The organism is Kitasatospora sp. NBC_00039 (genome assembly GCF_045160625.1).
Classification (GTDB): Bacteria; Actinomycetota; Actinomycetes; order Streptomycetales; family Streptomycetaceae; genus Kitasatospora.
Genome location: NZ_CP108290.1, coordinates 678,554 through 703,853 on the forward strand (window position 1 = coordinate 678,554; position 25,300 = coordinate 703,853).

Annotated in this window: 22 protein-coding genes and 2 pseudogenes; 19 read left to right on the forward strand and 5 right to left on the reverse strand. The window is 72.7% G+C overall.

The genetic code is table 11. The annotated features are described in order from the left end of the window. Nucleotides 1-57: 57 nt before the first annotated feature. Nucleotides 58-1,308: an MFS transporter gene (locus OG286_RS39115; protein ID WP_331742210.1), complete on the reverse strand. Its 1,251-nt coding sequence runs from the start codon at nt 1,306-1,308 to the stop codon at nt 58-60. Nucleotides 1,309-1,584: 276 nt separating this feature from the next. On the opposite strand from OG286_RS39115, the gene OG286_RS39120 reads away from it, so the two are divergent. The 9 genes from OG286_RS39120 to OG286_RS39160 all read left to right on the forward strand — a co-directional run bounded on the left by OG286_RS39120 (nt 1,585) and on the right by OG286_RS39160 (nt 12,900). Then, on the forward strand, nt 1,585-2,208 hold the full coding sequence (locus OG286_RS39120) for a TetR/AcrR family transcriptional regulator (RefSeq protein WP_331742213.1): 624 nt from the start codon (nt 1,585-1,587) through the stop codon (nt 2,206-2,208). Nucleotides 2,209-2,519: 311 nt separating this feature from the next. Continuing rightward, nucleotides 2,520-4,520 carry an ATP-binding protein gene (locus tag OG286_RS39125; RefSeq protein ID WP_331742215.1) on the forward strand — a complete coding sequence of 667 codons (2,001 nt, stop codon included), beginning with the start codon at nt 2,520-2,522 and terminating at the stop codon, nt 4,518-4,520. A gap of 114 nt (nt 4,521-4,634) precedes the next feature. Continuing rightward, complete coding sequence (locus OG286_RS39130) at nt 4,635-6,167, forward strand: MFS transporter (protein ID WP_331742219.1); 1,533 nt, start codon at nt 4,635-4,637, stop codon at nt 6,165-6,167. A gap of 186 nt (nt 6,168-6,353) precedes the next feature. Next, nucleotides 6,354-6,794 carry an SRPBCC family protein gene (locus OG286_RS39135; protein ID WP_331742222.1) on the forward strand — a complete coding sequence of 147 codons (441 nt, stop codon included), beginning with the start codon at nt 6,354-6,356 and terminating at the stop codon, nt 6,792-6,794. Between the two features lie 66 nt (nt 6,795-6,860). Beyond that, complete coding sequence (locus tag OG286_RS39140) at nt 6,861-8,228, forward strand: carotenoid oxygenase family protein (RefSeq protein WP_331742225.1); 1,368 nt, start codon at nt 6,861-6,863, stop codon at nt 8,226-8,228. Between the two features lie 346 nt (nt 8,229-8,574). Further along, nucleotides 8,575-9,738, forward strand: a complete 1,164-nt coding sequence (locus OG286_RS39145) for a 4-hydroxybenzoate 3-monooxygenase (protein WP_331742673.1) — start codon at nt 8,575-8,577, stop codon at nt 9,736-9,738. Nucleotides 9,739-9,833: 95 nt separating this feature from the next. Beyond that, nucleotides 9,834-11,711 carry a methyltransferase gene (locus tag OG286_RS39150; protein ID WP_331742228.1) on the forward strand — a complete coding sequence of 626 codons (1,878 nt, stop codon included), beginning with the start codon at nt 9,834-9,836 and terminating at the stop codon, nt 11,709-11,711. Nucleotides 11,712-11,914: 203 nt separating this feature from the next. Further along, nucleotides 11,915-12,295 (forward strand): PadR family transcriptional regulator, encoded by a 381-nt coding sequence (locus OG286_RS39155; protein WP_331742231.1) that lies wholly within the window; start codon nt 11,915-11,917, stop codon nt 12,293-12,295. After that, a complete protein-coding gene (locus OG286_RS39160; RefSeq protein ID WP_331742234.1) occupies nt 12,292-12,900 on the forward strand; it encodes an HAAS signaling domain-containing protein in 609 nt (202 codons plus the stop codon). Before OG286_RS39155 ends, OG286_RS39160 begins: the two co-directional genes overlap by 4 nt. Before the next feature lie 306 nt (nt 12,901-13,206). Here OG286_RS39160 and OG286_RS39165 read toward each other — a convergent pair whose 3' ends face one another. Next, nucleotides 13,207-13,572, reverse strand: a complete 366-nt coding sequence (locus OG286_RS39165) for a hypothetical protein (RefSeq protein ID WP_331742237.1) — start codon at nt 13,570-13,572, stop codon at nt 13,207-13,209. A gap of 463 nt (nt 13,573-14,035) precedes the next feature. On the opposite strand from OG286_RS39165, the gene OG286_RS39170 reads away from it, so the two are divergent. The 4 genes from OG286_RS39170 to OG286_RS39185 all read left to right on the forward strand — a co-directional run bounded on the left by OG286_RS39170 (nt 14,036) and on the right by OG286_RS39185 (nt 18,348). Continuing rightward, nucleotides 14,036-15,139, forward strand: a complete 1,104-nt coding sequence (locus OG286_RS39170) for an NADH:flavin oxidoreductase/NADH oxidase (protein WP_331742239.1) — start codon at nt 14,036-14,038, stop codon at nt 15,137-15,139. 264 nt (nt 15,140-15,403) lie between these two features. Further along, entirely contained in the window at nt 15,404-15,874 is a 471-nt protein-coding gene (locus OG286_RS39175; RefSeq protein ID WP_331742242.1) for a GyrI-like domain-containing protein, read from the forward strand. 397 nt (nt 15,875-16,271) lie between these two features. Next, nucleotides 16,272-16,664, forward strand: a complete 393-nt coding sequence (locus OG286_RS39180) for a nuclear transport factor 2 family protein (RefSeq protein ID WP_331742245.1) — start codon at nt 16,272-16,274, stop codon at nt 16,662-16,664. Between the two features lie 457 nt (nt 16,665-17,121). Beyond that, on the forward strand, nt 17,122-18,348 hold the full coding sequence (locus OG286_RS39185) for an enoyl-[acyl-carrier-protein] reductase FabV (protein ID WP_331742248.1): 1,227 nt from the start codon (nt 17,122-17,124) through the stop codon (nt 18,346-18,348). Here OG286_RS39185 and OG286_RS39190 read toward each other — a convergent pair. Next, complete coding sequence (locus OG286_RS39190; RefSeq protein WP_331742251.1) at nt 18,297-19,289, reverse strand: LysR family transcriptional regulator; 993 nt, start codon at nt 19,287-19,289, stop codon at nt 18,297-18,299. The genes OG286_RS39185 and OG286_RS39190 overlap by 52 nt on opposite strands. A gap of 68 nt (nt 19,290-19,357) precedes the next feature. On the opposite strand from OG286_RS39190, the gene OG286_RS39195 reads away from it, so the two are divergent. After that, nucleotides 19,358-20,080 carry an SDR family NAD(P)-dependent oxidoreductase gene (locus tag OG286_RS39195; RefSeq protein ID WP_331742254.1) on the forward strand — a complete coding sequence of 241 codons (723 nt, stop codon included), beginning with the start codon at nt 19,358-19,360 and terminating at the stop codon, nt 20,078-20,080. Nucleotides 20,081-20,202: 122 nt separating this feature from the next. Here the strand turns inward: OG286_RS39195 and OG286_RS39200 are convergent, their stop codons facing one another. Beyond that, nucleotides 20,203-20,433, reverse strand: a complete 231-nt coding sequence (locus tag OG286_RS39200) for a hypothetical protein (RefSeq protein WP_331742257.1) — start codon at nt 20,431-20,433, stop codon at nt 20,203-20,205. A 207-nt stretch (nt 20,434-20,640) separates the two neighbouring features. Here OG286_RS39200 and OG286_RS39205 point away from each other — a divergent pair. The 3 genes and pseudogenes from OG286_RS39205 to OG286_RS39215 all read left to right on the forward strand — a co-directional run. Next, nucleotides 20,641-21,173, forward strand: a pseudogene (locus tag OG286_RS39205) (transposase); the annotation flags it as partial. Between the two features lie 42 nt (nt 21,174-21,215). Next, on the forward strand, nt 21,216-22,199 hold the full coding sequence (locus OG286_RS39210; protein ID WP_331742259.1) for a GNAT family N-acetyltransferase: 984 nt from the start codon (nt 21,216-21,218) through the stop codon (nt 22,197-22,199). Between the two features lie 50 nt (nt 22,200-22,249). Next, nucleotides 22,250-22,885, forward strand: a pseudogene (locus OG286_RS39215) (IS256 family transposase); the annotation flags it as partial. Nucleotides 22,886-22,924: 39 nt separating this feature from the next. On the opposite strand, the gene OG286_RS39220 reads toward OG286_RS39215, so the two are convergent. After that, on the reverse strand, nt 22,925-23,533 hold the full coding sequence (locus OG286_RS39220; protein ID WP_405358665.1) for a hypothetical protein: 609 nt from the start codon (nt 23,531-23,533) through the stop codon (nt 22,925-22,927). A gap of 218 nt (nt 23,534-23,751) precedes the next feature. On the opposite strand from OG286_RS39220, the gene OG286_RS39225 reads away from it, so the two are divergent. Further along, the gene (locus OG286_RS39225) at nt 23,752-24,360 is read left to right on the forward strand and encodes an RNA polymerase sigma factor (protein ID WP_396322156.1); all 609 of its coding nucleotides are present in this window, start codon (nt 23,752-23,754) and stop codon (nt 24,358-24,360) included. Then, nucleotides 24,357-25,184: a zf-HC2 domain-containing protein gene (locus tag OG286_RS39230; protein WP_331742266.1), complete on the forward strand. Its 828-nt coding sequence runs from the start codon at nt 24,357-24,359 to the stop codon at nt 25,182-25,184. Before OG286_RS39225 ends, OG286_RS39230 begins: the two co-directional genes overlap by 4 nt. The last annotated feature ends 116 nt before the right edge of the window (nt 25,185-25,300 follow it).

Here is a 25,300-nt window from a genome sequence, read left to right on the forward strand (position 1 = left end):
TCGGCGGTCGGCGGTCGGTCGGCGGTCGTTGGCGCGGGGTGTCGGCGCAGGTGTTCGTCAGCGCAGGTGGTCGTCTGCGGGGCGGGCTGCTCCGCGCCTTGACGCGGCGAGTGCTGCCAGTGCTGCCAGGGCGAGCAGGCCGGCGATGACGGCGTAGGCGTGGGAGGTGATCGCGAGCCCGTAGCGCTGGGTGGCGGCTCCCGCGGCGATGGCGGGCAGGCTCATGGAGAGGTAGCTGAGGACGTAGTAGGTGGCCAGCGACGCGGCGCGGTCCCGCTCGTCGAGCGAGGAGAGGATCAGGCGCAGCGCCCCCTGGGACACGGCGCCGAAGGCGATGCCGGCCAGGGCCGCGCCACCGTAGACGGCGGGCAGTCCGGCGCCGTGCAGACCGCTCAGGGTCAGGAGCGCGGCGGGAAGGACGGAGAGGCATCCGCCGGTCGTCGCGGCGAGGGGGTCGGTGCGCCGCACTGTCCACACGGTGAGGGCTGCGGCGGCGCTGAGGGTGAAGAAGACCATGCCGCGGGCTGCTTGCGGGGCGTCGGGGGCCACCAGGCGTACAAGGGCCGGCCCGAGAGAGGAGTAGAAGCCGCCCAGCGCCCAGATGGCCACGACCCCGGTGCCGACGGTGGAGAGGGCGCGGCGGACCGTGGGCGGGGCGCTGAGCCGCGGGCGCAGGGACCGCAGCGCGCCGGTGTGCCGGTGAGCCGTCTCCGCGGTGAACGTGACCGCGATCGCCTGGGCGGCGAACAATCCCGCCAGCAGGACGTAGACGGTGACGGTGGGGGCGGGGGCGAGGCGGACGAGGAGGGTGGCGGCCAGGACGCCTGCTGCCATGCCGGCGACCGGGGCGATGGTGTTCGCCAGGGCGGACCGGCCCGGACGCCGGGGGTCCTCCAGATCGAGGAGTGCTGCGCCCGCCGCGCTGGTGGCCGCTCCGGTGGCCAGTCCGTGCAAGGTCCGTGCGGCTGTCAGGACGCCTGCGCCGTCCGCAGAGGCCAGGAGAATCATGGAGCCGGCGGCTGAGACCAGGGCGCCCACCAGGACGGGCCGCCGTCCCAGGTGGTCGGAGAGCGCTCCGGTGGTGAGCAGGGCCAGCAGCAGCGCCAGGGCGTAGGCGCTGAAGACCACCGTGACGGCGAGCGCGGAGAGGTTCCACTGGTCCTGGTAGAGCGGGTACAGGGGCGTCGGGGCGCTGGAGGCCGCCAGCAGCATCACCAGGATCGAGGAGGGGAGAGCCAGGGAGGTTGCGCGGGCACGGGCGACCCCGTGGGGGCGGGGCGCGGGTGCGTCGGACAGGACGCTGGGCATGGGACTCCTTCCCGGTAAACGCAATCTGTTTGCGTTAAGCCACCGTAGGGCCTTCGGGGCCACTAACGCAAACTGTTAGCGTTTGGTGCGAGCGGGAGGCGTGTTTGGTGCGAGCGGGAGGCGTGGGCCTGGCGGAAGCGGTGGCGGTGGAGGTGCAGGCAGGGCTGGAAGTGCGGCGGGGGCGGAGGCGGCCCGCGCGGGGCCGCGCCGTTCCCGCCGTTCGGTCGCCGCAAAGGGCGCCCCGTAAACGCAAGGATTGTGCTTTAAGGTGGTGTCATGAGCCGCAAACAGATGGTGCGCCCCGGCGGGCGCAGTGCCCGGGTCCAGGCGTCGGTGCACGCCGCTGTACGTGAACTCCTGTCCGAGGTGGGCCGCGACGCGCTGACGGTGCCCCTGGTCGCCCAGCGCGCGGGGGTGACACCGTCGACCGTCTACCGCCGCTGGGGCGACCTCCAGGAGCTCCTGTCGGATGTCGCGGTGGAGCGTCTTCGGCCCGACGCGGCGCCGGAGGACCACGGGGACCTGCGCTCCGACCTGACGGCCTGGGCAGAGCAGTTCCTCGACGAGATGGCGTCCCCCTCGGGGCGCGCCTACATCCGCGACGCCCTGCTCGGCGATCCGGACGGCAGCAACGCCGGCAGGTGCTCGGCCTACGCGGCCGAACAGATCGACGTCCTGCTGGCGCGGGCGATCGCGCGCGAGGAGAACGCTCCCGGCGTCGAGGCGGCCATGGACCGCGTGGTCGCCCCCTTGATGTACCGCATCCTCTTCCGTCCGGCCGGTCTCGACTCCGCGTACGCGCGCGGGCTCGTCGCCGGGCTCCTCGGGTCAGGCCCGGACACGGACGCAGACGTAGGCCCAGGTCCAGGTCCAGGTCCAGACGCGGACGCGGACACGTAGGAGAAGACGCAGAGGCCGGCCGAGCGCCGGGCGGGGGCCGTTCGCGACGGCGGGTCCGTCGCGCCGCGGGCCGGCGTACTGCGGCGAGGGGCGGACCGCCGGTCGGGGTCCCCGCTACGCAGGGTGTGGCCGCCTGATGTCGCATCAGGCCGGCGTGTGACGAGAAGTGACCGCTGGGGCCGGGACGGTGGAGCGGTCCGCAGCACCGTCGCCCGTGCCGCGTTGCGGCCGGTGTGGTCGGTGCGGTCGGTGCGGTCTGTCAGGTCTCCGGGCGGGTCCGTCCGGAGGTGGAACGTGGGAGGGGAACCGCCATGGGGTCTGTGGGAGAGAGACTGAGCAGGACGCGGGAGCGGGCCTTCATCGGCCGGGAGGAGGAACTCGGCGCGTTCGGTGAGGCCTTGGCGGGGGATCCGCAGGCGCCGTTCGCGTTCTACGTGTTCGGGCCGGGAGGGATCGGGAAGTCGGCGCTGCTGCGTTGCCTGGCGGATCGGGCCCGTGCGGCGGGGCGGTCGATCGTCGAGGTCGACGGTCGCTTCGTCGGCCGCGACCCGGCCGATTTCGAGCGAGAAGCCGGCCCCTTCCTGGAGGTCGCCGGCACGGTGCTGCTCGTCGACTCCTTCGAGCACTGCCAGTGGCTGGAGAGCTGGTTGTGGCAGCGCCTCCTGCCTCGTGCTGCCGACGACACGCTGGTGGTCCTGGCCGGTCGCGTCGCGCCGCAGCCGCAGTGGCTCGCCGATCCGGCCTGGGCCGGGGCGCTGTACGTCCGTGAACTGGAGCCGTTCTCGGAGGAACAGGCCTGGAGCGTGCTGGCCACGGCGCAGGTCCGGCCCGAGTTGCGGGAGCGGGTGCTGCGTTTCGCCGGGGGCAACCCGCTGGCGCTGTCCCTCGCGGCGGCCGCGGGTTCGACGGGCTGGAGCAGGGAGGAGGTCTGGGCGCCCTCGGCCGACCTCCTGCGGACGCTGTTGACGGGGCTGATCGGGGAGGTGCCGACGGCGGCCCACCGCCGTGCCCTGGAGGTGGCGGCGCAGGCGCACTCGACCTCCGAGGAGCTGCTCGCCGCGGTCCTGCCGGAGGAGGACGTCCATCTGCTGTTCGGGTGGCTGAGGGACCTTCCCTTCATCGAGTCCGCCCCCCGGGGCCTCTATCCGCACGACGCCGCGCGCGAGACGCTGACGGCCGACCTGCGGTGGAGGGCCCCGCATGCCTTCGTGACGATGCGTCAGCGATTGGTGGAGGAGTATCTGCGCATGCTGCGCGAGGCACCCGAGGAGCGGGTGTGGACGGTCACCGACGAACTGTTCTACCTCTTCCGGGAGCTGGAGAGCCTGACCCGGCTGCGCACCTGGTCGCGTGAGGAGGAGGTGCACGACTGCCCGCTGCGGGCCGACGACCTCGACGACGTGCTCCGGATGGCCGCGGAGACCGAGGGGCCGGCCTCCGCGGAGCTGGTCCGCTACTGGGCCGAGCGGCAGCCGCAGGCGTTCAGCGTCTACCGACTGGTGAGCACGGGCCGGACCGTGGCGTTCACCGCCCGGCTGGCCCTGCCGGCCCCTGCCGACCCCCGGGACGTGGCCGTCGATCCCGTCGTCGCGGCCGCCTGGGAGTACACCGACGCCACCGCGCCGGTCGGCCCCGGCGAGCACATCGGCGTCAGCCGCTTCTCCGTCTACCCGGAGCGCTACCAAGTCCCCTCGCGCGTCATCGACCTCAGCAGCTCCCGCGCCCAGGCGGAGTCCGCCCGTGCCCGCGGCCGCGCCTACGGCTTCGCCGTCTGGCGGGACGCCGACGCCTGGGCCGACCGCGTCAGGGGAACCCTGAGCGACACCGGCGCGCGGCCGCGGGTCGGTGAGCACACCTACGGGCTGTTCGGCGTCGACTGGCGTCAGGTGCCCGTCGAGAAGTGGCTCGGCCGCTTCATCTCCGCCACCGACGTCCCCGCCCAGCCGGGGCCGTCCGCCCTCTCGCGCACCGCGTTCGACCAGGCCGTGCGGGAGGCGCTGGCGCACTGGCGCGACCCGGCCGCCTTCGCGGTCTGCGCCCTGTCCCGCACCCGCCTGGCGGCCGACTTCACCGATCCCGCCGAAGAGCTGCGCACCCTGCTGCGCCACGCCGTGGACGACCTCGCCGGTGACCCGCGCGGCGTGCGCGCCCGCGAGGCCCTGGCGGCGGGCTACCTCTCCGGTGCGCCCACGCAGGAGGCCGCCGCCCGCCGCCTCGGCCTTCCGTACGGCACTTACCGGCGTCACGTGCGCCAGGGCCTGGACCTGCTGTGCGAGTCCCTGTGGCGGCAGGAGCTGCACGGCCCCCGGTGACGAGGGCGGGCGCAGGCCCGCGAGGGCGGGCCGGACAGGTGCGGACAGCGGTGGACAGTCATGGCCCCCGGCGGGCCTGGATAGTGGACAGCGCTCCGCACGAGGCTGTGCGTCATGAACCTCCAACGCACACAGCCGGGGCGGACGGGGCCCGCCCCGCGGCCGGTCGCCGTGCTCACGGTGCTCGCCGCAGCCCAGTTCACCGTCATGCTCGCCACCTCGATCGTGAACGTCGCGCTTCCGCAGATCCGCGCCGGGGCCGGCTTGTCGGACAGTGGCACCACCTGGGTGGTCAACGCCTACGGCCTGGCGTTCGGAGCGCTGCTGCCGGCGAGCGGACGGGCGGCTGATCTGCTCGGCCGCCGCCGGGTGCTGGTCGCCGGCCTCGCATTGTTCGCGGCTGCCTCGGCGACCGCAGGACTGGCCACCTCCTCGGACGTGCTGATCGCCGCCCGTGCCGTCCAGGGGGTCGGCGCCGCCGCCATCGCCCCGGCTGCGCTGGCCCTGGCCATGGAGGTGTTCCCGTCCGCCGCCGGGCGCGGCAGGGCACTGGGGGTGTGGGGCGCGGTCTCCGGTGCGGGGGGAGCGGGCGGCGTGCTGCTGGGCGGTGCACTCACCCAGGCGTGGGGCTGGCCGTGGATCTTCCACTCCGTCGCGCTCGGGGCGGCGCTGGTCCTGGCCGCCGTGGTGGCCCTCCTCCCACGGGCGGCCGGACGGAAGGCCGGGCGGTTCGACCTGCTGGGCACCGTCACCGTCACCCTGGCGCTGACCGGCCTGGTGTGGGGGCTGACGACCGCCCGCGGCGCCGGCTGGACGGACGCCCGGGTGCTGGGCGCCCTCGGCGCGGCCGCCGTGCTCCTCGCGGCGTTCGTCGTGATCGAGCTCCGCCGGCCGAACGCGCTGATACCGCGGAGGCTGTTCTCCACCGGCCGGGTGGCGGCAGGGAACCTGCTGATGGCCCTGCTGGGGTCCGTCTGGATCGCCCTGTTCTTCTTCCTGCCGCTCTACCAGCAGCAGGTCCTCGGCTCCAGTCCGCTGGTCGCCGGGGCGGGCCAACTCCCCCTCGCCGCGGCCAACATGCTCGGATCGGCCCTCGCGCCGCGCGTCTCCCGGCGCATCGGCGCCACCGCGACCGTCACCGCGGCCCTGCTCACCGAGGCCGCGGGCCTGCTCTGGCTGTCACGGATCACCGCCGACGGGAGCTACCTCGCCGATGTCCTGGGCCCGAGCGTCCTCGTCGGCCTCGGCCTGAGCATCGCCTTCGTCCAGCTCACCGCATTCGCCGTGGAAGGCCTCCCGCCGCAGGACGCGGGTCTGGCCGGCGGACTGGTGAACACGACCCGCCAGGTCGGCGGCGCGATCGGCCTCGCGGCACTGGCCACCCTCGCCGGCTCCGTCACCGCCCACGCCTCCACGCACGAGCCCCATCTGGCGGCCCTCACCGCCGGCTACCGCGCCGCTTTCGCGGTGTCGGCCGGCGTCCTGGCCACCACCGCACTCCTCGCACTGCTCCTCACCCGCGGCACCCGTCCGCGAACCGCGGCCGTCGCTGCCACCACGGCCACCGCTGCCACCACGGCCACCGCATCCACCGCGACCCACTCGGCCTCCGGCTCGCGTACCCCGACAGCCCTGCATGCCCCGTAGGCCCTCGAACCGCAATCCCCGAAACCCCGCCCGCCATCTTCCCGCCATCCGCGCTATCGCCGTGGACCCGCTGCCCCCGTGAACCGCAATCCCCGCTATCCCCGCGGTTCACCCCGGACCGGCCGGCCGGCCCGACGGCCCCGGCCGAACCGCCGGCAACCCGCCCACAGGAGAGGAACCACAACCATGGTCACCATCGACGAGACCGCCCCCGTCGTCGTCCGCCTGTCCACCGTGATCGACGCCCCACTCGCGACGGTGTGGGAGCTGCACACCGACGTCGCCGCCTGGCCCACGTGGAACACGGACATCGAGCAGACCGTCGTCAGCGGCCCGCTGTCGCCCGGGAACTCCTTCGGCTGGCGGACCCACGGCCTGGACATCACCTCCACGGTGTACGAGCTCGTCCCCGGTGAGCGGATCGTCTGGGGCGGCCCCGCCGACGGCATCGACGGCGTCCATGTGTGGACGTTCGAGCAGGGCGGGAACCACGTCACCGTCCGCACCGAGGAGTCCTGGAGCGGTGCTCCGGTCGAGGCCGCGGCCGACCACCTCGGCGAAGCCCTCCACGGCTCCCTGGAGAACTGGCTCTCCCACCTCAAGAGTCGGGCCGAGAAGCCTCTCTGACCAATCGTCACAAATTGCGGCGTTCGCGCCGTCCTGCCATCACACCCACCGGAAGAGAGTCCTGCCATGACCGCCGTCAAGCCCCCCTACCTGACCGGCCACTTCACCCCCGTCGCCGACGAGATCACCGCCACGGGGCTCACCGTCGAGGGCACCCTGCCGCCCGAACTGACGGGCCGGCTGATCCGCAACGGCCACAACCCCAAGCCCGGCATCACCCCCACCCACTGGTTCAAGGGCAGCGGCATGGTGCACGGCATCCGGCTGCGCGAGGGCCGTGCCGAGTGGTACCGCAACCGCTGGGTCCGCACCCCGGCCCTGGACGGCGCCCCCTACATGACCGAACACGGCCCCGACCTGACCGCGTCCGCCGCCGGCACGCACGTCATCGAGCACGGCGGACGGCTGCTCGCCCTCTGCGAGGCGAACCTCCCGTTCGAGCTCACCCGCGAGCTGGAGACGGTCGGCGCCCATGACTTCGACGGCAAGCTGCGCACCGCGATGACCGCGCACCCCAAGGAGTGCCCGGTGACGGGGGAGCTGCACTTCTTCGGATCCTCGCCGTTCCCGCCGTTCCTCACGTACTACGTCGCCGACGCCAAGGGCGGGATCGTCCACACTGCCGAGATCCCGGGGGCGACCGCCTCGCTCAAGCACGACTTCGCCATCACCCGCCACCACGTGGTCTTCGTGGAGGGCAACGTCACGTTCGACCCGACCGACCACTCCGGCATCCCCTACGGCTGGAACGACGGGCAGCCCGCCCGCATCGGCGTCATGCCCCGCGGCGACGACGGCGCCCGCAAGGTCCGCTGGTTCTCCATCGAGCCGGGCAACATGCTGCACGTCGCCAACGCCTACGAGGACAGCCGGGGCCGCATCGTTCTGGAGGGCCCCACCGTCGACCGGGAGGGATTCCGGCTCTCCTGGAACTGGTGGGTCGGTGCGCCCGGACGCGGCACCGAGCCCGTCGCCCGCTCCTACACCCGTCGCTGGGTGGTCGACATGGCGGCCGGCACCGTCGACGAGCAGATCATCGACGACCTGCCGGTGGAGTTCCCCACCCTCAACGAGGAGTACCTCGGCGCCGAGAACCGCTACCACTACGCCATCTCCTTCCCCGACGAGAAGGGCTTCGGCGGCTACGGCGTGGTCAAGTACGACCGCACCACCGGTGCACGCCGCATCCACCAGGTCGGCGACGCCCGGATGCCCGGTGAGGCCGTCTTCGTCCCCGCCGCCGAAGCCACCCGCGAGGACGACGGCTACCTGCTCACCGTCGTCTCCGACCTCAAGCAGGACGCCTCCCAGCTGCTGGTCCTCGACGCCTCCGGCCTCGACCGGATCGCCACCGTCCACCTGCCCCACCGGGTGAGCGCCGGCCTCCACGGCTCCTGGATCCCTGACGGCACCTCGGACGACGACCGGCGCTGACGCACCGTGAGGAGCCAGTCCGGCTCCTCCGGCAGGCCGACACCCGAGGGCTGGCGCCGAAGCCCTCGCTACGACGGCCAGGCGCCCGGGCCCGGCGCCGCCGGGCCCGCAGGCCTCGATGCCCTTCCCGCTCGCCGGGAAGGGCATCGGGCCATGCGGCGGACCATCGCCCGCTCTCGTCGTGGAGGGGCTCCGCCTCGGCTTGCTTCCGGGTGCAAATGACATAGATCATCATCCTATTCACCGGTTGGGGTGGTTTTCGCCCTTCGGTGTATCTTGCGCCGATTATGATCCACTTTCTGTGACGAACAGTCAGAACACCCGAACGGCCGAGGATGCGGCCGACGTGGTCATCCTCGGCGCCGGGCCGGCCGGACTCCTTCTCGGCAACCTCCTCCACCGGAACGGGATCGACTGCGCCGTCCTGGAGCGCGCCGACCGGATGCACGTCCAGACCCGGGCACGCGCCGGCTTCCTCGCCGCCGAAACCGTCCGGACCCTGGACCGCCACGGCCTGGCCGAGGGCCTGCACCGGCGCGGCCGCCGGCACGGAAGCTGCGAATTCCGCACCGACGACGGCCGCTTCCGCCTGGACTACGGCAGCCTCGGCCGCGGCGAGCAGCACACCGTCTACCCGCAACAGGACCTGGTCACCGACCTCTTGACGCAGTACCTGGACGCCGGTGGGCGGATCCACTTCGAGACCGAGGCGCTCGCCGTGCTCGACGCGTCCGGCCCGCGGCCGTCGGTCACCGTGCGCGGAGCGGACGGCCGCCCCGGCCGGTGGCGGGCCGGATACGTCGCCGGCTGCGACGGCCGTCACGGTGCGACGCGCCGTTCACTGCCGCCCGGGGCGGTCCGCCACCACCGTGACCACGGCGTCTCCTGGCTCGGCCTGCTCGTCGAGGCGCCGCCGAGCCTCGACGCCGTCGGCTACGCGGTGCACGGCCGGGGTTTCGCCGGGCACATGGCACGCACCCCGGAGATCACCCGCTACTACCTGCAGTGCGAACGCGGCACCCCGGCCGACGCCTGGTCCGAGGAACAGATCTGGGACGAGCTCGACCTCCGCATGCGTGCCGGGGACTACGGGCCGCTGAACCGCGGCCGGATCCTCCAACGCGCTGTCGTCGACCTCGAGTCCGACGTCGTCGAACCGCTGCGCCACGGCTCGCTCCTCCTGGCCGGCGACGCCGCCGGCCTGATCAGCCCGTCCGCCGCGAAGGGCGCCAACCTCGCGGTGCTGGAGGCGGAACTCCTCGCCCGGGCCTTGATCGACGACCTCGCACACGGCGACGGCGACGCCCTCTCCCGCTACTCGGCCCGGGCCCTGGCGCGCATCTGGCGGGCGCAGGAGTTCTCGCAGTGGATGATCCGGCTGCTGCACAGCTCGCCCGGTTCGGACGGCGAATCGTTGTTCCGCGATTCCCTGCGGCGTTCGCGCATCGAGTCGCTGCGCACCTCGCGCACCCACCAGGACTGGTTCGCCGAGAACTACGTCGGCCTGTGAGCCGACGGCCCGAGCGTCGGACCCCGAGCGCCGAGCGTCGGACCCCGAGCACTGAGCACCCCAGCACTGAGCACCGGAACGAGGACCCCTCCGCCATGACGACGACACCCCCGGACGATGCGACCCGCCTCCGCGCGACGGCCGCATTCGTCAGGGACCAGGACAGCACCACCCTGCTCCGGCTCCTGCTGCCCGGCATCCAGGGGCCGGAACTGCGGGCGCTGGTGGACCACTGCCGCTTCGCCCACGCCGCGCTCCTCGTCTTCCCGGCGGACCAGGCGGCACTGTGGGCGGAACTGGCCGCCTGCGGGCTGGCCGTGGACGCGCCGCCGGCCCCCAGCGTCGTCGTCCGGGAGCGGCTGGCGCTGCGGCACGGGCGGGACACGGCCGAGCTCGACGTGTCCATCCTGCGCCCGCCGGTGCGCGGCCCGGACGGGGAGCGCCGGGAGGTCGAGGTGTTCGCGCTGACCGTACCGCCGGGCTCGGAGCTGGCCGGGATCGCCGCGCACGAGCGGGCCCGCCAGCATGAGGCGCACCTCGCCTTCGAGGTCGAGCGCCCGGACCCGCTGGTGCTGCGCGGCCTGTGCGCACTCCTCGCACGGCACGGCGCGGCCGCCGACGGCGGTGGATACAACCCGCACGAGGACGGCACGGTCCTCTACTTCACCGCCCCCGCGGCTTCCAAATGCGGGTACCGGCGGGTGGAGCTCCACATGAGCGGCGATCACCCGGACGTGCTGGCGGCGCATCTGGGTGAGCACCTGGCGCACCGGCCGGCCCGGACACTCCTGCACCTGTTGACCGGAGCGTGGACGACGCAGGCCCTGGCGGTGTGCGCGCAGCTGGGGGTGCCCGACGCCCTGGACACCCGCGCGGCGACCGGCGTCGAGCCCCTGGCACGGCAGGTCGGCGCCCACCCGGAGAGCCTGGCGACGCTTCTGCGCTACCTCGCGATGCTGGACGTGGTGGCGCAGGACGGCGACGGCTTCCGGCTCACCGGGCTCGGCGCGCTGCTGCGCGCGGGCTCGCCGGGGTCGTTGCGGCCGCTGGCCCTGATGTACGGCGGCCCGTTCTACCGCTCCTTCGCCGGCCTCGGACACACGGTGCGGACCGGGCAGGCCGCCTTCGACCATCTCTTCGGCGAGAACCACTTCGACCACTTCGCCCGCGACCCCGAAATGGCCGAGCTGTTCGACCGCTCCATGGCCGCGAGCTCCCGCATGTTCGAACCGATCCCCGCCCACCCGGTCGTCGCGGCCGCCGGCGCGGCAGCCGTCCCGATGACCGTCGTCGACATCGCCGGCGGGAACGGGGAACTGCTGGGGCGCGTCCTCGCGGCGCACCCGAGCCTGCGCGGCGTCCTGCTCGAACGCCCGCACGCCGTCGAGGCCGCCCGCAGGCTGCTGGACGCGCGTGGGTGCGGCGAGCGCTGCACCTACCGGGCGGGCGACTTCGCGGACGTGCCGCCCGGCGCTGACGTCTACCTCCTCTCCCGGGTGCTGCACGACTGGGACGACGCGCGATGCCGGGAGATCCTGCGTCACTGCGCTCGCGCGATGCCCGCCCACGCCGACCTGCTCATCGTCGAGCGCGTGCTGCCCGCCGACGGGTCGGCCTCTCTGGCCACCGCGTGGGACCTCCACATGATGTGCAACACCGGCGGCCGGGAACGCCGCGCCGACCACTACGCCCGGCTGCTCGGCGACGCGGGACTCGAACTGCTGGAGTGCTCGCCGCTGCCGCTGGACGCCACCGTCCTGCACGCGCGCAAGGTCGCCGTTCCCAGGCCCGCGTCCCCGTCCTCACCCCGTCAGCTACCGGTCGCGGCGGGAGTGCGGCCGGCCCGGGTGGACGTGATCGCCGACGTGACGGGCCACCGAGAACGGGGTGTTCCCGAACCGGAGCGGTTCGGGAACACCCCGTTGCCGGAGGGGGCCGGGAGCGCGGTGTGCCCGGGACCGCCCCCGGGGTGAGCGATCGTCATGTGCGCGACGCGGTGGACGCCGTCGATCGAGCCCGGCGGCCCCCGCTGACCTGCGACGGGCAAGGCTCGATCGTCACGGTCGGCCCCTCACCGCCTTCCTGCTTCCGGCCCCGGCGTCATCGACTACCCGGGGCGGCACGCGTGGCGCAGAGACCTTCCGGCTATCTGGCTTCGCGTGCTATCTTGCGATGCATGGTACCTGGCATCGCAAACCCCGAAGGCGGCGCGGACGCGGCGGACGGACCCGTGGCGACCCAGCTGCGCAAAGGCGTGCTGGAGTACTGCGTGCTGGCGCTGCTCCGGGACGGGCCGCGCTACGGGGTCGAGCTGCTGCAGGAACTCGGCCGCTTCCCGATGCTCGCGACCAGCCAGGGCACGATCTACCCCCTGCTGTCCCGGCTGCGCCGCTCCGGACTCGCCGACACCTTCCTGCGTGACTCGGCCAGCGGCCCGTCCCGCCGCTACTACACCCTCACCGAGGCCGGCCACAGTGCCCTGCGGGAGTTCACCGCCCTGTGGCCCGCCTTCCGTGAAACCGTCGACCACGTCCTCGCCCCGGGAGAGAACCCGTGAACAACCCCATCGAGCACCCCCTGGTCCGTGCCCACCTCGACGCCGTCGACCGGTACACCGCCCCGCTGCCCGAGGAGCGCCGCCGCGAACTCCTCGCCGACCTGCGCGAGCACGTCGAGGTCGCGCTGGCGGAGCGAGACCTCGTCGACGAGGGCGCCGTCCGGCAGGTTCTCGGCCGGCTCGGCAGCCCCCGGCAGATCGCCGACGCCGCGCTGGCCGAGGAGGGCCGCACCCGGCCCGAGCCGGAGACCGGCCGCCGCACCACCCTCACCCTGGCCCTCGCGGTGCTGCCGATGCCGCTGCTCCTCGTCCCGGCGATCGGGCCCGGCCTCGCGCTGATCGCCGCCGTCGTCGCCACGGCCAGGGTCGCCAGGTCCGCCCAGTGGACCCAGCGGGAGAAGAAGCAGGCGGCCCTGCTCCTGCTCAGTCCGATCCTGGTCACGCCGGCGGCCGCCGGCGTCGTCGCGGCCGTCTCCCGCCTCAGCCCGGCCGGGGTCCTCGTCGCCTGCGCGGCGGGCTTCTGCCCCACCCTGATCGCGGCGGCGCGACTGGCCCGCTCCGCCGCCCGCCTGCGCACCGCCGCCGTCACCACTGCCACCGCTTGAGTACCGGCACCGCTTGAGCACCGGCACCGCCTGACCCCGACCGCGATCTCGACGGCCACGGCCACGGCCACGGCCGCCACGCCGCTCGGCCTCGTGGTACGGACCGCCGCGCCGCGTTACGCGGTGGAGGCGCCCGGTGGGGTTGGCGGTGGCCGCCCCTGGGTGGTGAGCCCGGGGAGGGGCGAGGGCCCGCCGTCGGGCGAGCCCTCGCCCCTGTGCGGACGCCGGACCCTGTGCGGACGCCGGACCCTGTGCGGACGCCGGCCGGGCAGTCCGCCGATGAGATGCCGACGGATGGGGCGCCGCTCAGCGGGCCGGCGTCTCCGCCGGCTGGGCGGTGGCGGTGTCCTCGTCGTGCTCCGTGATGGCCGGTTCGGCGGCGGTGGGTGTGGAGTTCTGGCCGGCGGTCTGGCCGGCGGTCTGGCACGCACTGCACGTGTGCCAGCGTGGTCGGGGCCTTGGTCGGTCGTTCTCGGTGAATCGGTGCGGGGCGAGGGTCATCTCGCCGGTGTCCAGACCGCACAGAGTGAGGGGCCCGCAGGCGCCGGAGGCTTCCGCGGGGGCCGCGTGTGCGCGGCGCACCGGGTTCTCCGGGTGCGCTGGCGTGTGGTCGGGGTCGAGGACCCGAACATTGCTTGGCATATCCATTTCCAGTACGACGACGATGTCCATCCCCTCAACGTGGGCGCCCGGTCCCTCCGCCGCACCCGCACGGTGGCATCCGGACCAGCCGGACCACCCCCTGGCCCCGAGGGTGCCCGGGAGTCACGGCTTTGCCGGGCGGGAGCCCTGGCCATCGCCGAGCCGGAGGAGCTCCATGTCCGACGAGACGAGACGGGCGCGCCGAACGCCGGGGTGGCGGCGCCACCGACCCATGGACGGAACGGCCCAGGCTTGCAAGTGGGGCGCGTGTGCAACTATTGTGAGATCAGATAAAGCCTGCTTGCAATATCAAGGGCATCCGCCGTGCCGGCCCGGCCGCGCCGTCGCGGGCCCTACGGCTGCCCGGCAACGAGCCGCCGCTCACCGCTGAACCTCCGCCGCACCGGTGGCGCGGGGCCGAGGCCGCCCCGAGCCACCGGATCCCGCCCGTCCGGCGCCCTCCCGTCCCGGACGTCCCATCAGGAGATCCGCCATGAACGCCACCCTCTTCACCCCCTACACCCTGCGGGCGCTGACCGTTCCCAACCGGATCTGGATGCCGGCGATGTGCCAGTACAGCGCCGCGCCGGACGGGGACACGGCCGGCGTGCCGACGGACTGGCACTTCGCCCACCTGGCGGCCCGTGCCACCGGCGGCACGGGGCTGATCATCACGGAGGCCACCGCCGTCAGCCCCGAGGGGCGCATCAGCCCGTACGACCTCGGCATCTGGAACGACACCCAGGTCGCGGCATTCCGCCGGATCACCTCCTTCCTCAAGGCGCAGGGCACCGTCGCGGGCGTCCAGCTCGCCCACGCCGGACGCAAGGCGTCCACCGAGCGGACCTGGGTCGATCGCGGGCGTGCCGTCGCCCCGGACGAGGCCCACGGCTGGACGCCGGTGGGCCCCAGCGCCGTTCCCTTCAGCCCCGCGCACACCAAGCCCGACGAGCTGACCGTAGGGCAGATCGGCGGGATCGTGCGGCAGTTCGCCGACGCCGCCCGGCGTGCGCTCGGCGCGGGGTTCCAGGTCGCCGAGATCCACGGCGCCCACGGCTACCTGATCCACGAGTTCCTCTCCCCGAGCAGCAACCACCGCACCGACGCCTACGGCGGCTCGTTCGAGGGCCGCGTCCGCTTCGCCCTGGAGGTCGTGGACGCCGTTCGCGCGGTGTGGCCGGAGGAACTGCCGGTCTTCTTCCGCATCTCCGCGACCGACTGGCTCACGGAGAACCCGCAGGACGGCCGCGAGGGATGGACCTCGCAGGACACCGTCCGACTGGCCAAGGAGCTCCGGGCCCACGGCGTGGACCTGATGGACGTCTCCACCGGTGGCATCGTCCCCGACGCCCGCGTCGAGTCCGGGCCCGGCTATCAGGTGCCCTTCGCCGAGGCCGTGCGCCGTGACGCCGGCATGCCGGTGGCGGCCGTCGGTCTGATCACCGACGTGGCCCAGGCCCAGGACATCCTCACCAGCGGCCGGGCCGACGCCGTCCTGATCGGCCGCGAGTTGCTGCGCAACCCGTCCTGGGCGCGCCATGCCGCAGCCGAGCTCGGCGCCCGGGTCCCCGTACCCGTCCAGTACCACCGCGCGTAGCGGCACTACGGCACGCCCCGGTCGCGCACCGCGCACCCGCCCCGCGCGGTCCGTGACCGGGGGCGTCCCTCGGTATCCCGTCGCGGACCGCGCACGAGTGGGACGCGGCGGGCGGCGCGGTGCGGCTCGACGGGAGTCGGGAATCGCGTGGTCAGGGGCGAAGGTGGCGGCTCGCACGGCCCGCGCGCGGCCGGCACGTCCGGGATCGGCAGGACCGGGCCCACTGCTGTCTTCAAGGAGACTCCGGGACCGGAAGGATTCCCCATGACCACTGTGCCCGAGCCCGAGCTGGTGACCATCGCCCCCGCGACGACGGCCGTCCTCCGCGCCACCGTACCGATGGCCGCGCTGCGGGACTTCTTCGACGCCGCGTTCCGCGCCTTGGCCGAGGCCCTCGCCGCCCAGGGGGTCGCACCCGTGGGCCCCGCCTTCGGCCGCTACCGCGGGACGTTCGGCGACCCCGTCGACATCGAGGTCGGGTTCGCGACCGACCGGGCCGTCCGGCCGGACGGGGAGGTCGTGGCCGAGGCACTGCCCGGCGGGCGCGTGGCGCGGATGGTGCATGCCGGTGCGTACGACGGGCTGGGCGAGTCCTGGGAACGGCTCCACGGGTGGATCACGGAACAGGGCCTCTCGGCGGAGCCGCACAGGTGGGAGGTCTACCCCACCCAGCCGTCGCCGGACATGGACCCGCGTACGCTCCGCACCGAACTGAACTGGCCCGTCGCCGACTGACACGACGCGGTCGGGTGGGACCATCCCGCCGGTGACCTCCTGAAGGGGGCGGCCCGCCGGCTGCCCCCTTGGAAGTGTCGGACAGTGGCCAGTGCCATCCGGTCCGACGTGATTCTTTCTGTCTCCCGGCGGGGCGTGACGACGCGTCGGACTCCATGACCCCTCAGGTATTCGTCGGTGGTCCGCTACGCGAAGGGGTCCTCGGCGGTGAAGCGGCGCAGGTGGCGGGCGAAGTGCGCCGCAGCAGGGCACCCAGCGCATCCGCGATCTCGCTGCCCACCTCGTTCTCCATGCCACCAGATTAGCGTGCGCGGTGCACGCATCGGGTGCTACAGTTCAGGAGAAGCGTGCGCAATGCACGCATCTCCTGAATTCCCCTACCCCGAAAGGAAGTCCCATGACCCGCACCCGCATCGAGGCCGCCCTCGACGACCTCCTCTTCAACCGCGACCTCACCGTGTCCGAGGCCGCCGACCGCCACTTCACGCCGGAGTACCGGCAGCGGACCGACGGGGAGTGGGCCGACCGTGCCGAGTTCCTCGACCACATCACCCACCTGCGCACCGTCGTCGCCGGTGGCCACGTCGTGGTCCACGAAGAGCTCCACGACGGCAACAAGTACGCCGACCGGCACACCGCCCACGTCACCAAGAAGGACGGCTCCACCGTGCGGATGGAGGTGTACGTGTTCGCCGACCTCGCCCCCGACGGCCGGTTCAGCCGGATCGAGGAGACCACGCTGATGCTCGAGGGCTCCGAGGCCGACCGCACCATCGGCAGCGCACGCTGAAGCCGGTTCCCGCGCCGCGGACGGACGACGGGGGAGTTGCGCGGGCAACACTCCGGTGCGCACTGCGGGTGCCGAGCGCGATCTCGGCACCCGCGCCCGGCCGGGGCTCGGGGGTGGGCTCCTCGGCCCCGGAAGCTGCGCCGCCGCCTCGATGCGGCGACCGGATAGCCGACGGAGGGCACCCGAGACAATGCCGACCCCCTACAACCGGACCCCGCATCGTCCGTGACCCTCCGACACCAGCGGTGTCCACCACCGTGGATACGATCCGAGTGACGGACACCTGGAGCAGGATCCCGGGATCGACTGCCACGCCGTTCACCGGCTCGTCGTCACCCGGGAGAGGCTTCCGAACGTGGCCGTCCCGGACGAATGAGGTGGGCCGCACGGAAACCACCGCAGGCCTTCGCACGCTCCTCGCCCGGCAGGACCACCCCACCCGAGAGGGCACCACCGAGTGAGCAAGCAGGTCATCACCCCCAAACAGCGCGGCTACCTGATCGTCAACTCCCACCCCGACGGGTGCGCGGCGACGGTCGACCGGCTGTGGGACGGCATCGGGCCGGCCGCCCCCGGCAGCAGTGAGCCGGCCGACTCCGGCCACCGCGCGCCGGTCGCCCTCGTCCTGGGCGCGAGTGCCGGGTACGGCCTGTCCATCCTGCTGGCCGGCCTGCGCCGTCAGGGCATCCGCGGCGTCGGCGTCGCCTTCGAGGCGGCCGGCACCGAGCGGCGTACCGCCTCGGCCGGCTGGTACCGCACCGCGGCCGCGGCCCGGCTGGTCGAGGTGGCCGGCGGCGACTTCACCTTCGTCAACGCCGACGCCTACGCCGACTCCACCCGGACACGGGTGCTGGAGCTGCTGGCCGACCGGTACGGACCGGTGGACTACCTGGTCTACTCGCTGGCGTCGCCGCGCCGCACCGACCCGGCCACCGGGGTGGTCCACCACTCGGTCATCAAGCCGATCGGCGAGGCCTACACCGCCCCCTCGCTGGTGTTCGAGGACGGCACCGCGTCGATCGGCACCGTGGACCTGTCAGCGGCCGACGAGGACGAGCAGGCCGCGACCGTCCAGGTCATGGGCGGCACGGACTGGAAGCTGTGGGTCCAGGCCCTCGCCGGCGCCGGGCTGCTCGGCGAGGACTTCACCACGGTGGCACTCTCCTACGTCGGCTCCGAGATCACCGCCCCGGTGTACCGGCGGGGCACCATCGGTGCAGCGAAGGAACACCTGGAGAAGACGGCGCACGAGCTCAACGCCGACGTCCTGGCCGACCGCGGCCGCGCCTTCACCGTGGTCGCCGGCGCCGCCGTCACCCAGGCCTCCACCGCCATCCCCTCCATCGCCCTCTACACCTCGCTGCTGCGCAACGTGCTGGGCGCCGGCGGCTGGCGTACCACCGCCGACCAGGCGGTGGACCTGTGGGAGCAGCTGGCCGGCTCCCGGCCGCTGAACCTGGACACCCAGGGCCGTATCCGCCTGGACGACTGGGAGATGGACCAGGACGTCCAGGACGGCGTCCGCAAGCTGTGGGAGGACCCGGGCGCCTCGCTGGCCGACACCCCGGCCGGCCCGGCCTGGTTCTACGACCAGTTCCGCGAGCTGTACGGCTGGGACGTCCCGCAGGTCGACTACGAGGCCCCGGTGGAGACCTCCGTTCCCTGGCCCGCCGAGGGCGTGTAGCGGAAAGCCGGCTGTCCGAGGGCGCCGGTGGAGCGGCCCGCCTCACCGGCGCCCTCGGTGTCCGCGACCACGCCGCCGTCCTCGCCGGCCACCGGGTTCGAGGCCCGGGCCCCGTCACTGCCCGGAACGCCGGAGTTCCGGCGCAGGGTCGCGGTGGCGATCTCCAGGAAGTCCGGCACGGGGCCCGCGCAGCCGTTCACCGGTACCGCCAGGCAGGTCTCGACGGGCTGGGCGTCGGTGACGGGCAGGTGGACGAGGTCGGGGCGGGAGTAGGAGCCCGCGACGCTGACGGGGACCATCGCGATGCCCTGCCCGGAGGCGATGAGCTCGAACTTCTCCTCCAGCGAGGACGTCCGCCGCGTCCTGGCGTCGAGGACCGGTTCGCCGTCGAGGTCGGCGGAGGTGAGCGACTCACGGCCGGCCAGCGGATGTGTCGCGGGCAGGCATGCGACCTTGCTCTCGTGACCGATGGGGATGGTGCGCAGCCCCGAGTCGTCGAAGGGCCGCCGCAGGAACCCGAGGTGCGCGCGGCCGTCGCGCAGCGGCGCGTCCTGTTCCCACCAGCGCAGCGGGAGGACGTCGACCCCGACCGTGGGGTGGCTCGCCGTGAACGCCCGGATCGCGTCCGACACGTGCAGGCCGGGGGAGAAGGCGATGACGAGCCGGCGCTCGCCCCGCTCGGCCTCGTGCACGCGCCGCAGGGCCGTGTCCACCACCGTGGTGATCCTGCGCGCCTCGTCGTACATCTGCTGCCCGGCGGAGGTGAGTTCGACGCTGCGCGTGGTCCGGGTGAGCAGCCGGCACCCCAGCTCCTGCTCGAACGCGCGGATCTGCCGGCTCAGGACCGGCTGTGCGATGAACAACGCCTGTGCCGCGCGGCCGAAGTGCCGGTGTTCGGCCACCGCGACGAAGTAGCGGAGCTTGCGCAGGTCCAGATCCATGTCCGCACGGTATCAATGCGGCCGGAAGGGTATTGGACGTCCGGCGGGACCGCTCGGAGACTGGGCCCATGATCGCCACAACCACTCCGACGGGCGGCGCGGGCACCCGCGGGACCGCCCTCGTCATCGGTGCCTCCCGGACTCTGGGCCTCGGGCTCGCCGCCGAGTACCTCCGCCGCGGCTGGGACGTCATCGGCACGGTCCGCGGCAGCCGGCCCACCGGCCTGCACGACCTGCTCGACGCGGCCGAAGGGCGGCTGACCGTCGAGTCGCTGGAGATGACCGAGCCGGAGCAGATCTCGGCGCTGCGCGACCGGTTGGCGGGGCGCACCCTCGATCTGCTCTTCGTCAACGCCGCCATCACGCGCGGCGACCTGCCGATCGGCGAGGTGCCGACGCGGATGTTCACCGAGGTCATGATCACCAACGCGCTCAGCCCGATGCGGGTCGTGGAGACCCTCGGCCCGCTGGTCGCGCCGGCCGGCACGATCGGCGTCATGTCCTCCGACCAGGGCAGCATCACCCTGAACACCGACGGCGGGCAGGACCTGTACCGGGCCAGCAAGTCCGCACTGAACCAGCTGATGCGCAGTTACGCGGCCCGCAACGCCGAGGGCGCTCGGACGCTGCTGCTCATGGACCCGGGCTGGGTGCGCACCGAACTCGGCGGGCCCGACGCCGATCTCAGCGTGGAGGAGAGCGTCCCCGGAGTGGCGGAGACGATCGAGAACCACCGCGGGAAGCCCGGTCTCCACTTCGTCGACCACCAGGGCCAGGTGGTGCCCTGGTAGCCGCAGCGACCGCGGCAGCCGGGTGGCGGACCTCCGCGCCCTGCCCGGCGCCCGCTGCCGCGGTGGCGGGCCCCGCCCTTCGCGCGTGGCGTCGTGCCGACGCTGCCCGGCCCCTGTCCCTCTCACTGCACAGTGAGCGAGTCACCGATCCGCCTGAACTGTGCCCCGACGAGATCGGCGTATCCGCGCGAGGCGGCGCTCACGCTTCCGTTTTCCTCGTGGTGGAGAAGTCGTGGCCCCTGGAGGGTGATGTCCTCGCCGGAGTGCCCGGACGCGTCGATGAAGAAGAGCGCCAGCGTCAGCGCAGCCGTGTTCAGACTGTCGCCGTCACGCGCGACGGTCGGGCGCACCATGCCTCCCGCCCCTCGGAAGTGCACGGGGGTGCTCGCCTTGAGCGGCGCCCCGTCGATTCTGTACCTGCCCGGGGAACCTCGACGATTCCGCCGGGGGCGCCGAGCGCCTCCATCGCTGCGAGGAAATGCGGCAGTGGAATCCGAGATGCCGCTGGGGTCCGCATCGCGGGAGAGAACGTCCTCGGTCGTGTCGGTCCCATCTCCCGCGACGGCGCCCTGGGATTCTGGAAAGCGCTGAACGAGGTCTTCCCCGAAACCCGCCGCCAAAGGTGCTGGGTTCACAAAACGGCCAACTGCCTCGACAGCTCCCGAAGTCAGCTCAGCCCGCGGCGAAGAAGGCCATCCAGGACATCTACAACGCCGAGGACAAGGAGCACGCGGCCGCCGCGGTCAAGACATTCGCCCAGCAGTACGGCGCGAAGTTCCCCAGGGCCGTCAAGAAGATCGTCGATGACGAGGATGAGCTGTTGGCGTTCTACGACTTCCCCGCCGAGCACTGGATCCACCTGTGGACAACCAACCCCATCGAGTCGACCTTCGCGACCGTCCGTCTGCGGACCAAGGTCACCAAGGGCGCCGGATCCCGGGCCGCCGCCCTGGCGATGGTCTTCAAGCTCGTCGAGTCGGCCCAGGCTCGCTGGCGAGCCGTGAATGCACCCCACCTCGTTGCCCTCGTCCGCGCCGGGGCCCGCTTCGAACGCGGCCAGCTCGTTGAACGGCCGCAGACGACCGCGGAGTGAATAGGGTGGCGGACCTGCCTCGAAGTTCGAGAACATCCGGTCATGTTGGATGGCACGGCAGGACAGAACCTTCCGGTCGGCTTCGGGTTCCGGCCGTATCGCGGCGACGAAGACCACGGCGCCATGGCCGCGGTGCGGCTGGGATGTGTTGAACGGGACCGGGTCGATGCCCATTCGGTGGTGGAAGGGCTCCCGACAGCGGCCGAGATCGCCGAAGCTTCTGCCAAGTTGGAGGAGCCGTCCAAGAACCAGATCCTGGTGGTGCTCGACGGGAGCATCGTCGGCTACTCGACGATCCGCTGGTGGCAGGAGCGGGACGATACGTGGCTGTACCTGCACCGCGGCTACCTCTTGCCCGAACATCGCGGCCAGGGCATCGGCTCAGCCATGCTGAGCTGGGCAGAAGAGCGGATCCGCCAGCTCGTCGAACAGCATGGAACGGCGCGGACGGCAGTGATCGGCGCGAACGCCATGACCTCCGAGCAGGATGCCACGGCGCTTCTCCGCGCAGCCGGCTACCGACGTGTCTTCAGCCTGGTCGAGCTGGAGCTGGGCGATCTGCAGCAGGTGCCCGAGCCGGGCAGCGAACTGCCGGCCGGGATACGGACAGGGCCGATCGGGACGAGCCACTACCGTGCAGCCTGGAGGACGGTCGTCGATTCGTACGCGGACACAGGCTTCGCTCGGAGATGGCCTTTCCAGGACTTCGTCGACACCGCCGACCCGGCATGCTGGAGGGCTGCCTGGAACGGGCAGGACATGGTCGGCGTCGCCCTCTGCTCCATCCGCCGTCACGACCACACCGTGGGCGAGGTGGAAGAGCTGAGTGTCCGGACGGACCAGCGACGCCTCGGAATCGGCCGGGTCCTACTGCTGGACGGGCTGCGGAGCCTTCGCGAGCAGGGTGCAACGACCGCCCGGCTGTTCACGGGCACGGCAAACCCGCACCGGTCCTACGACCTTTACGAGAGTGTGGGGTTCCGGCGGCAGAACGAGTACGTCCGTTACCGCAAGCCGCTTGCTTGATCACCGGTCATTGGGCCGTCTGGTCAGTCCACAGGATTTGACAATGCCTCCTGATCGCGCTGGCCGAGGGGGTGCGGGAGTCGACCGAGTCGTGGGCGGACCTGCTGCGCGACTGCCGCCGCCGTGGCATGCGTGATCCGGAGCTGGTCATCGGCGACGGCGCGATGGGCCTGTGGCGGGCCCTGGCCGAGGTGTTCCCGGCCGCCCGGCACCAGAGGTGCTGGGTCCACAAGGCCCGTAATGTCATGAACTGTCTTCCGAAGTCCGCACAGTCAGGCGCGCCGAAGGCGATACAGGAGATCTACAACGCCGAAGACCGCGCCCATGCCGAGAAGGCGATCGAGGCGTTCGCGAAGACCTGCGGGGCGAAGTGGCCCAAGGCCGTCGCCAAGATCGCGGACGACGCCGAAGAACTGCTGGCGTTCTACGACTTCCCGGCCGAGCACTGGATCCACCTGCGGACCACGAATCCGATCGAGTCGACGTTCTCCACGGTCAAGCTCCGCACAAAGGTCACCCGCGGGGCCGGCAGCCCCGCCGCCGCGCTGGCGATGGTGTTCAAGCTCGTCGAGTCCGCCCAGGCCCGCTGGCGCGCGATCACCGGTGCCCACCTCGTGCGGCTGGTCCGAGCAGGGGCACGGCTCGAGAACGGCACCCTGGTCGAGCGCGAGGAGCAGGCCGCTTGATCCGGGGAGGGAGCCACCCGAGAGCTTGGCGCGCTTGGACTACTTCGCCCAGCGTCCCATGGCCGACGCGGTGCCGATCAGGCACTCGACGTCGGTCGGGAAGCCAACGAGGGCGTAGGCGGTCAGGCGCAGGTGACCCTCAAGGCAGACCAGGTTGTCCCGCCTCTCGCCGACGAGGATAAGCGGAGGAAACCGCTCGCCTCTGATGAACGCGCGGGCCGAGTCGACGAACGGTTCGTTGGGCACGTCGAACGCCCGTAGCCCTGCCCTGATGCGTGCGGCCGCGTCGGTCGACCGGCGGCTGCCACCCGACAGTTCGACCCAGTAGGAATAGTCGAGGTAGCGCACGCCGGCCGCCTCGTCCGAGGACAGGAGTGCCCTGGTCCACGCGACTTGAGCGGGGAAGTTCTCGAACAGGTCGCGGTTCTCGCCGTACCCGCGCGTCGCAGCGAGGAGAGCCCGACGTGCGAAGTTCGCTCCAGCGTCGGAGAGGTCCGGATGCGTCAGCAACTGCTCGGCCTGCCCGGCTGCCGCCAGGTGGGACCGGAGGTTCGGCCCGAACCTCCGGCTGGACAGCTCGCCGTTCAAGAAGCAGGCGACCATCTCGTCCTCACTGCTCATACCCAGTACCTGCACGACCGTCAGCATAGGACCAACCTCGTTGGGCGCCCCAGACTGTCACCGGAGCGCGACTGCGCTGGCCGGGACACGCATCCAGCGCGCCGGGGATCGCGGGACCGCCACCTCACCTCATGCACAGGTCTTGACTGTTGCTCGGCGAACACGATCCCGCCGCTGTCTGCCCCGCAGACCCCTAGCCTGGCCGTGCGGGCCGGTGAGGTGTCGGCCATCCAGCAGTGAGTGTGATGTGGATCACGCCGCCGGGGAAAACCCGGAGCCTGAATGCCCCGTCAGACCAGGATGTGAAACGTTCACCGGCCTCGTTGACCGAGGCGCAGCTGGTCCGGCGGATCTCCCGGGGAGACACCGCGGCCTTCGACGAGTTGTACCGGCGCAGCGCCCCGTGGCTGACGGCGCGGCTGCGTCGGCGCTGCGCGGACGACGAGATCGTCGCCGAGGTCCTGCAGGAGACGTACATGGCGGTGTGGCGGGCCGCAGGGTCCTTCGCCGACAGCATGCGCGGTGAGGAGGCCGGCGGCTGGCTGTGGACGATCGCCGCCCGTCGGCTGGTGGACGCCTTCCGGGTGCGCGGCCGGCACGGCACCCTCCCGCCGGCGTCCGTCGCCCCGGGCCTGGCGCCCTCGGCCGAGCACGTTGTGCTGGATGCCGCCATCGGGGGCGACCTGGGCGCGGCGCTGGACCGGCTGGCCCCCGAGCTGCACCAGGTCCTGACCGCGATGGTGCTCGACGGACTGACGGTCCGTGAGACCGCCGAGCTGCTGCGGATCCCCGAGGGCACCGTCAAGACCCGCGCCCGCCGTGCCCGCCTCGACATGCGAAAGGCACTGTCATGACTCTGCACGTCCCCCGTGAACTGCTGGTGAGCTACGTGCTGGACGCCGGTCCCCAGGCCGGTCCGAGCGTCGGGGCGCTGTGGACCCTGGAGGCGCATCTGGAGCGGTGCGCCACCTGCCAGGCCGAACTGAGGGAGGTTTCCCTCGCCCACTGCCCGGCCGACACCACGCTGATGGAGCAGGTGCACGGGCGCCTGTCGGCGACGCTGGCGCCGGTACGCCGCCGACGGTGGCGACGGGTACGGCGCGGACTGGCCCGGTGGGCGGCCCCGGCGTTCGGACCGTGGGCCGCGGCTGTCGTCCTCGTCGTTCTCGGCGCCCTCGTCCTGTCATCGGCCGTCGCGCGAAACTCCCCGACCCTCCAGCTGCTGGCCCCGGCGATGCCGCTGCTGGGGGTGGCCGTGAGCTGGGGCCCACACTCCGACCCGGTCCATGAACTGATCGCCACGACCCCCAGGGCAGGGCTCGGCCTCGTCCTGCGGCGCACCCTTGCCGTGCTGACCCTCGTGATCCCGGCGCTGGCAGCCGCCGGCTGGCTCACCGGCACCGCATCCGCGCTGGTCCTCCTGCCGGCCCTCGCGCTGACCTGCGCAAGCCTGGCGCTGGGGAGCGTGCTGGGCATCCAGCGCGCCGCCACCGCGCTGGGCGCCGTCTGGGCCCTGTTCGTGGTCGTCCCCGCCGTCGAGGGCGGAACCGTTCCGTCCTACCTGCACGAGTCCACCGCCCCGGGATGGGCCGCCGCGACCGCGGTCCTGGGCGTCGCCGTCGTCCTCTGTCGCACCGCCTATCTGCACCCCCGCGAGGCCCGCGCGCGCCACCGCTGAACCGCGCGCCGCTGAGTGCTGCGCGCAGCTGACCAGCGCGCACTCCTTAAGCCGCGCCGCCCGTCACCCGCACCGTCCTTCACTCACACCGTCCTTCACTCACACCGTCCTTCACC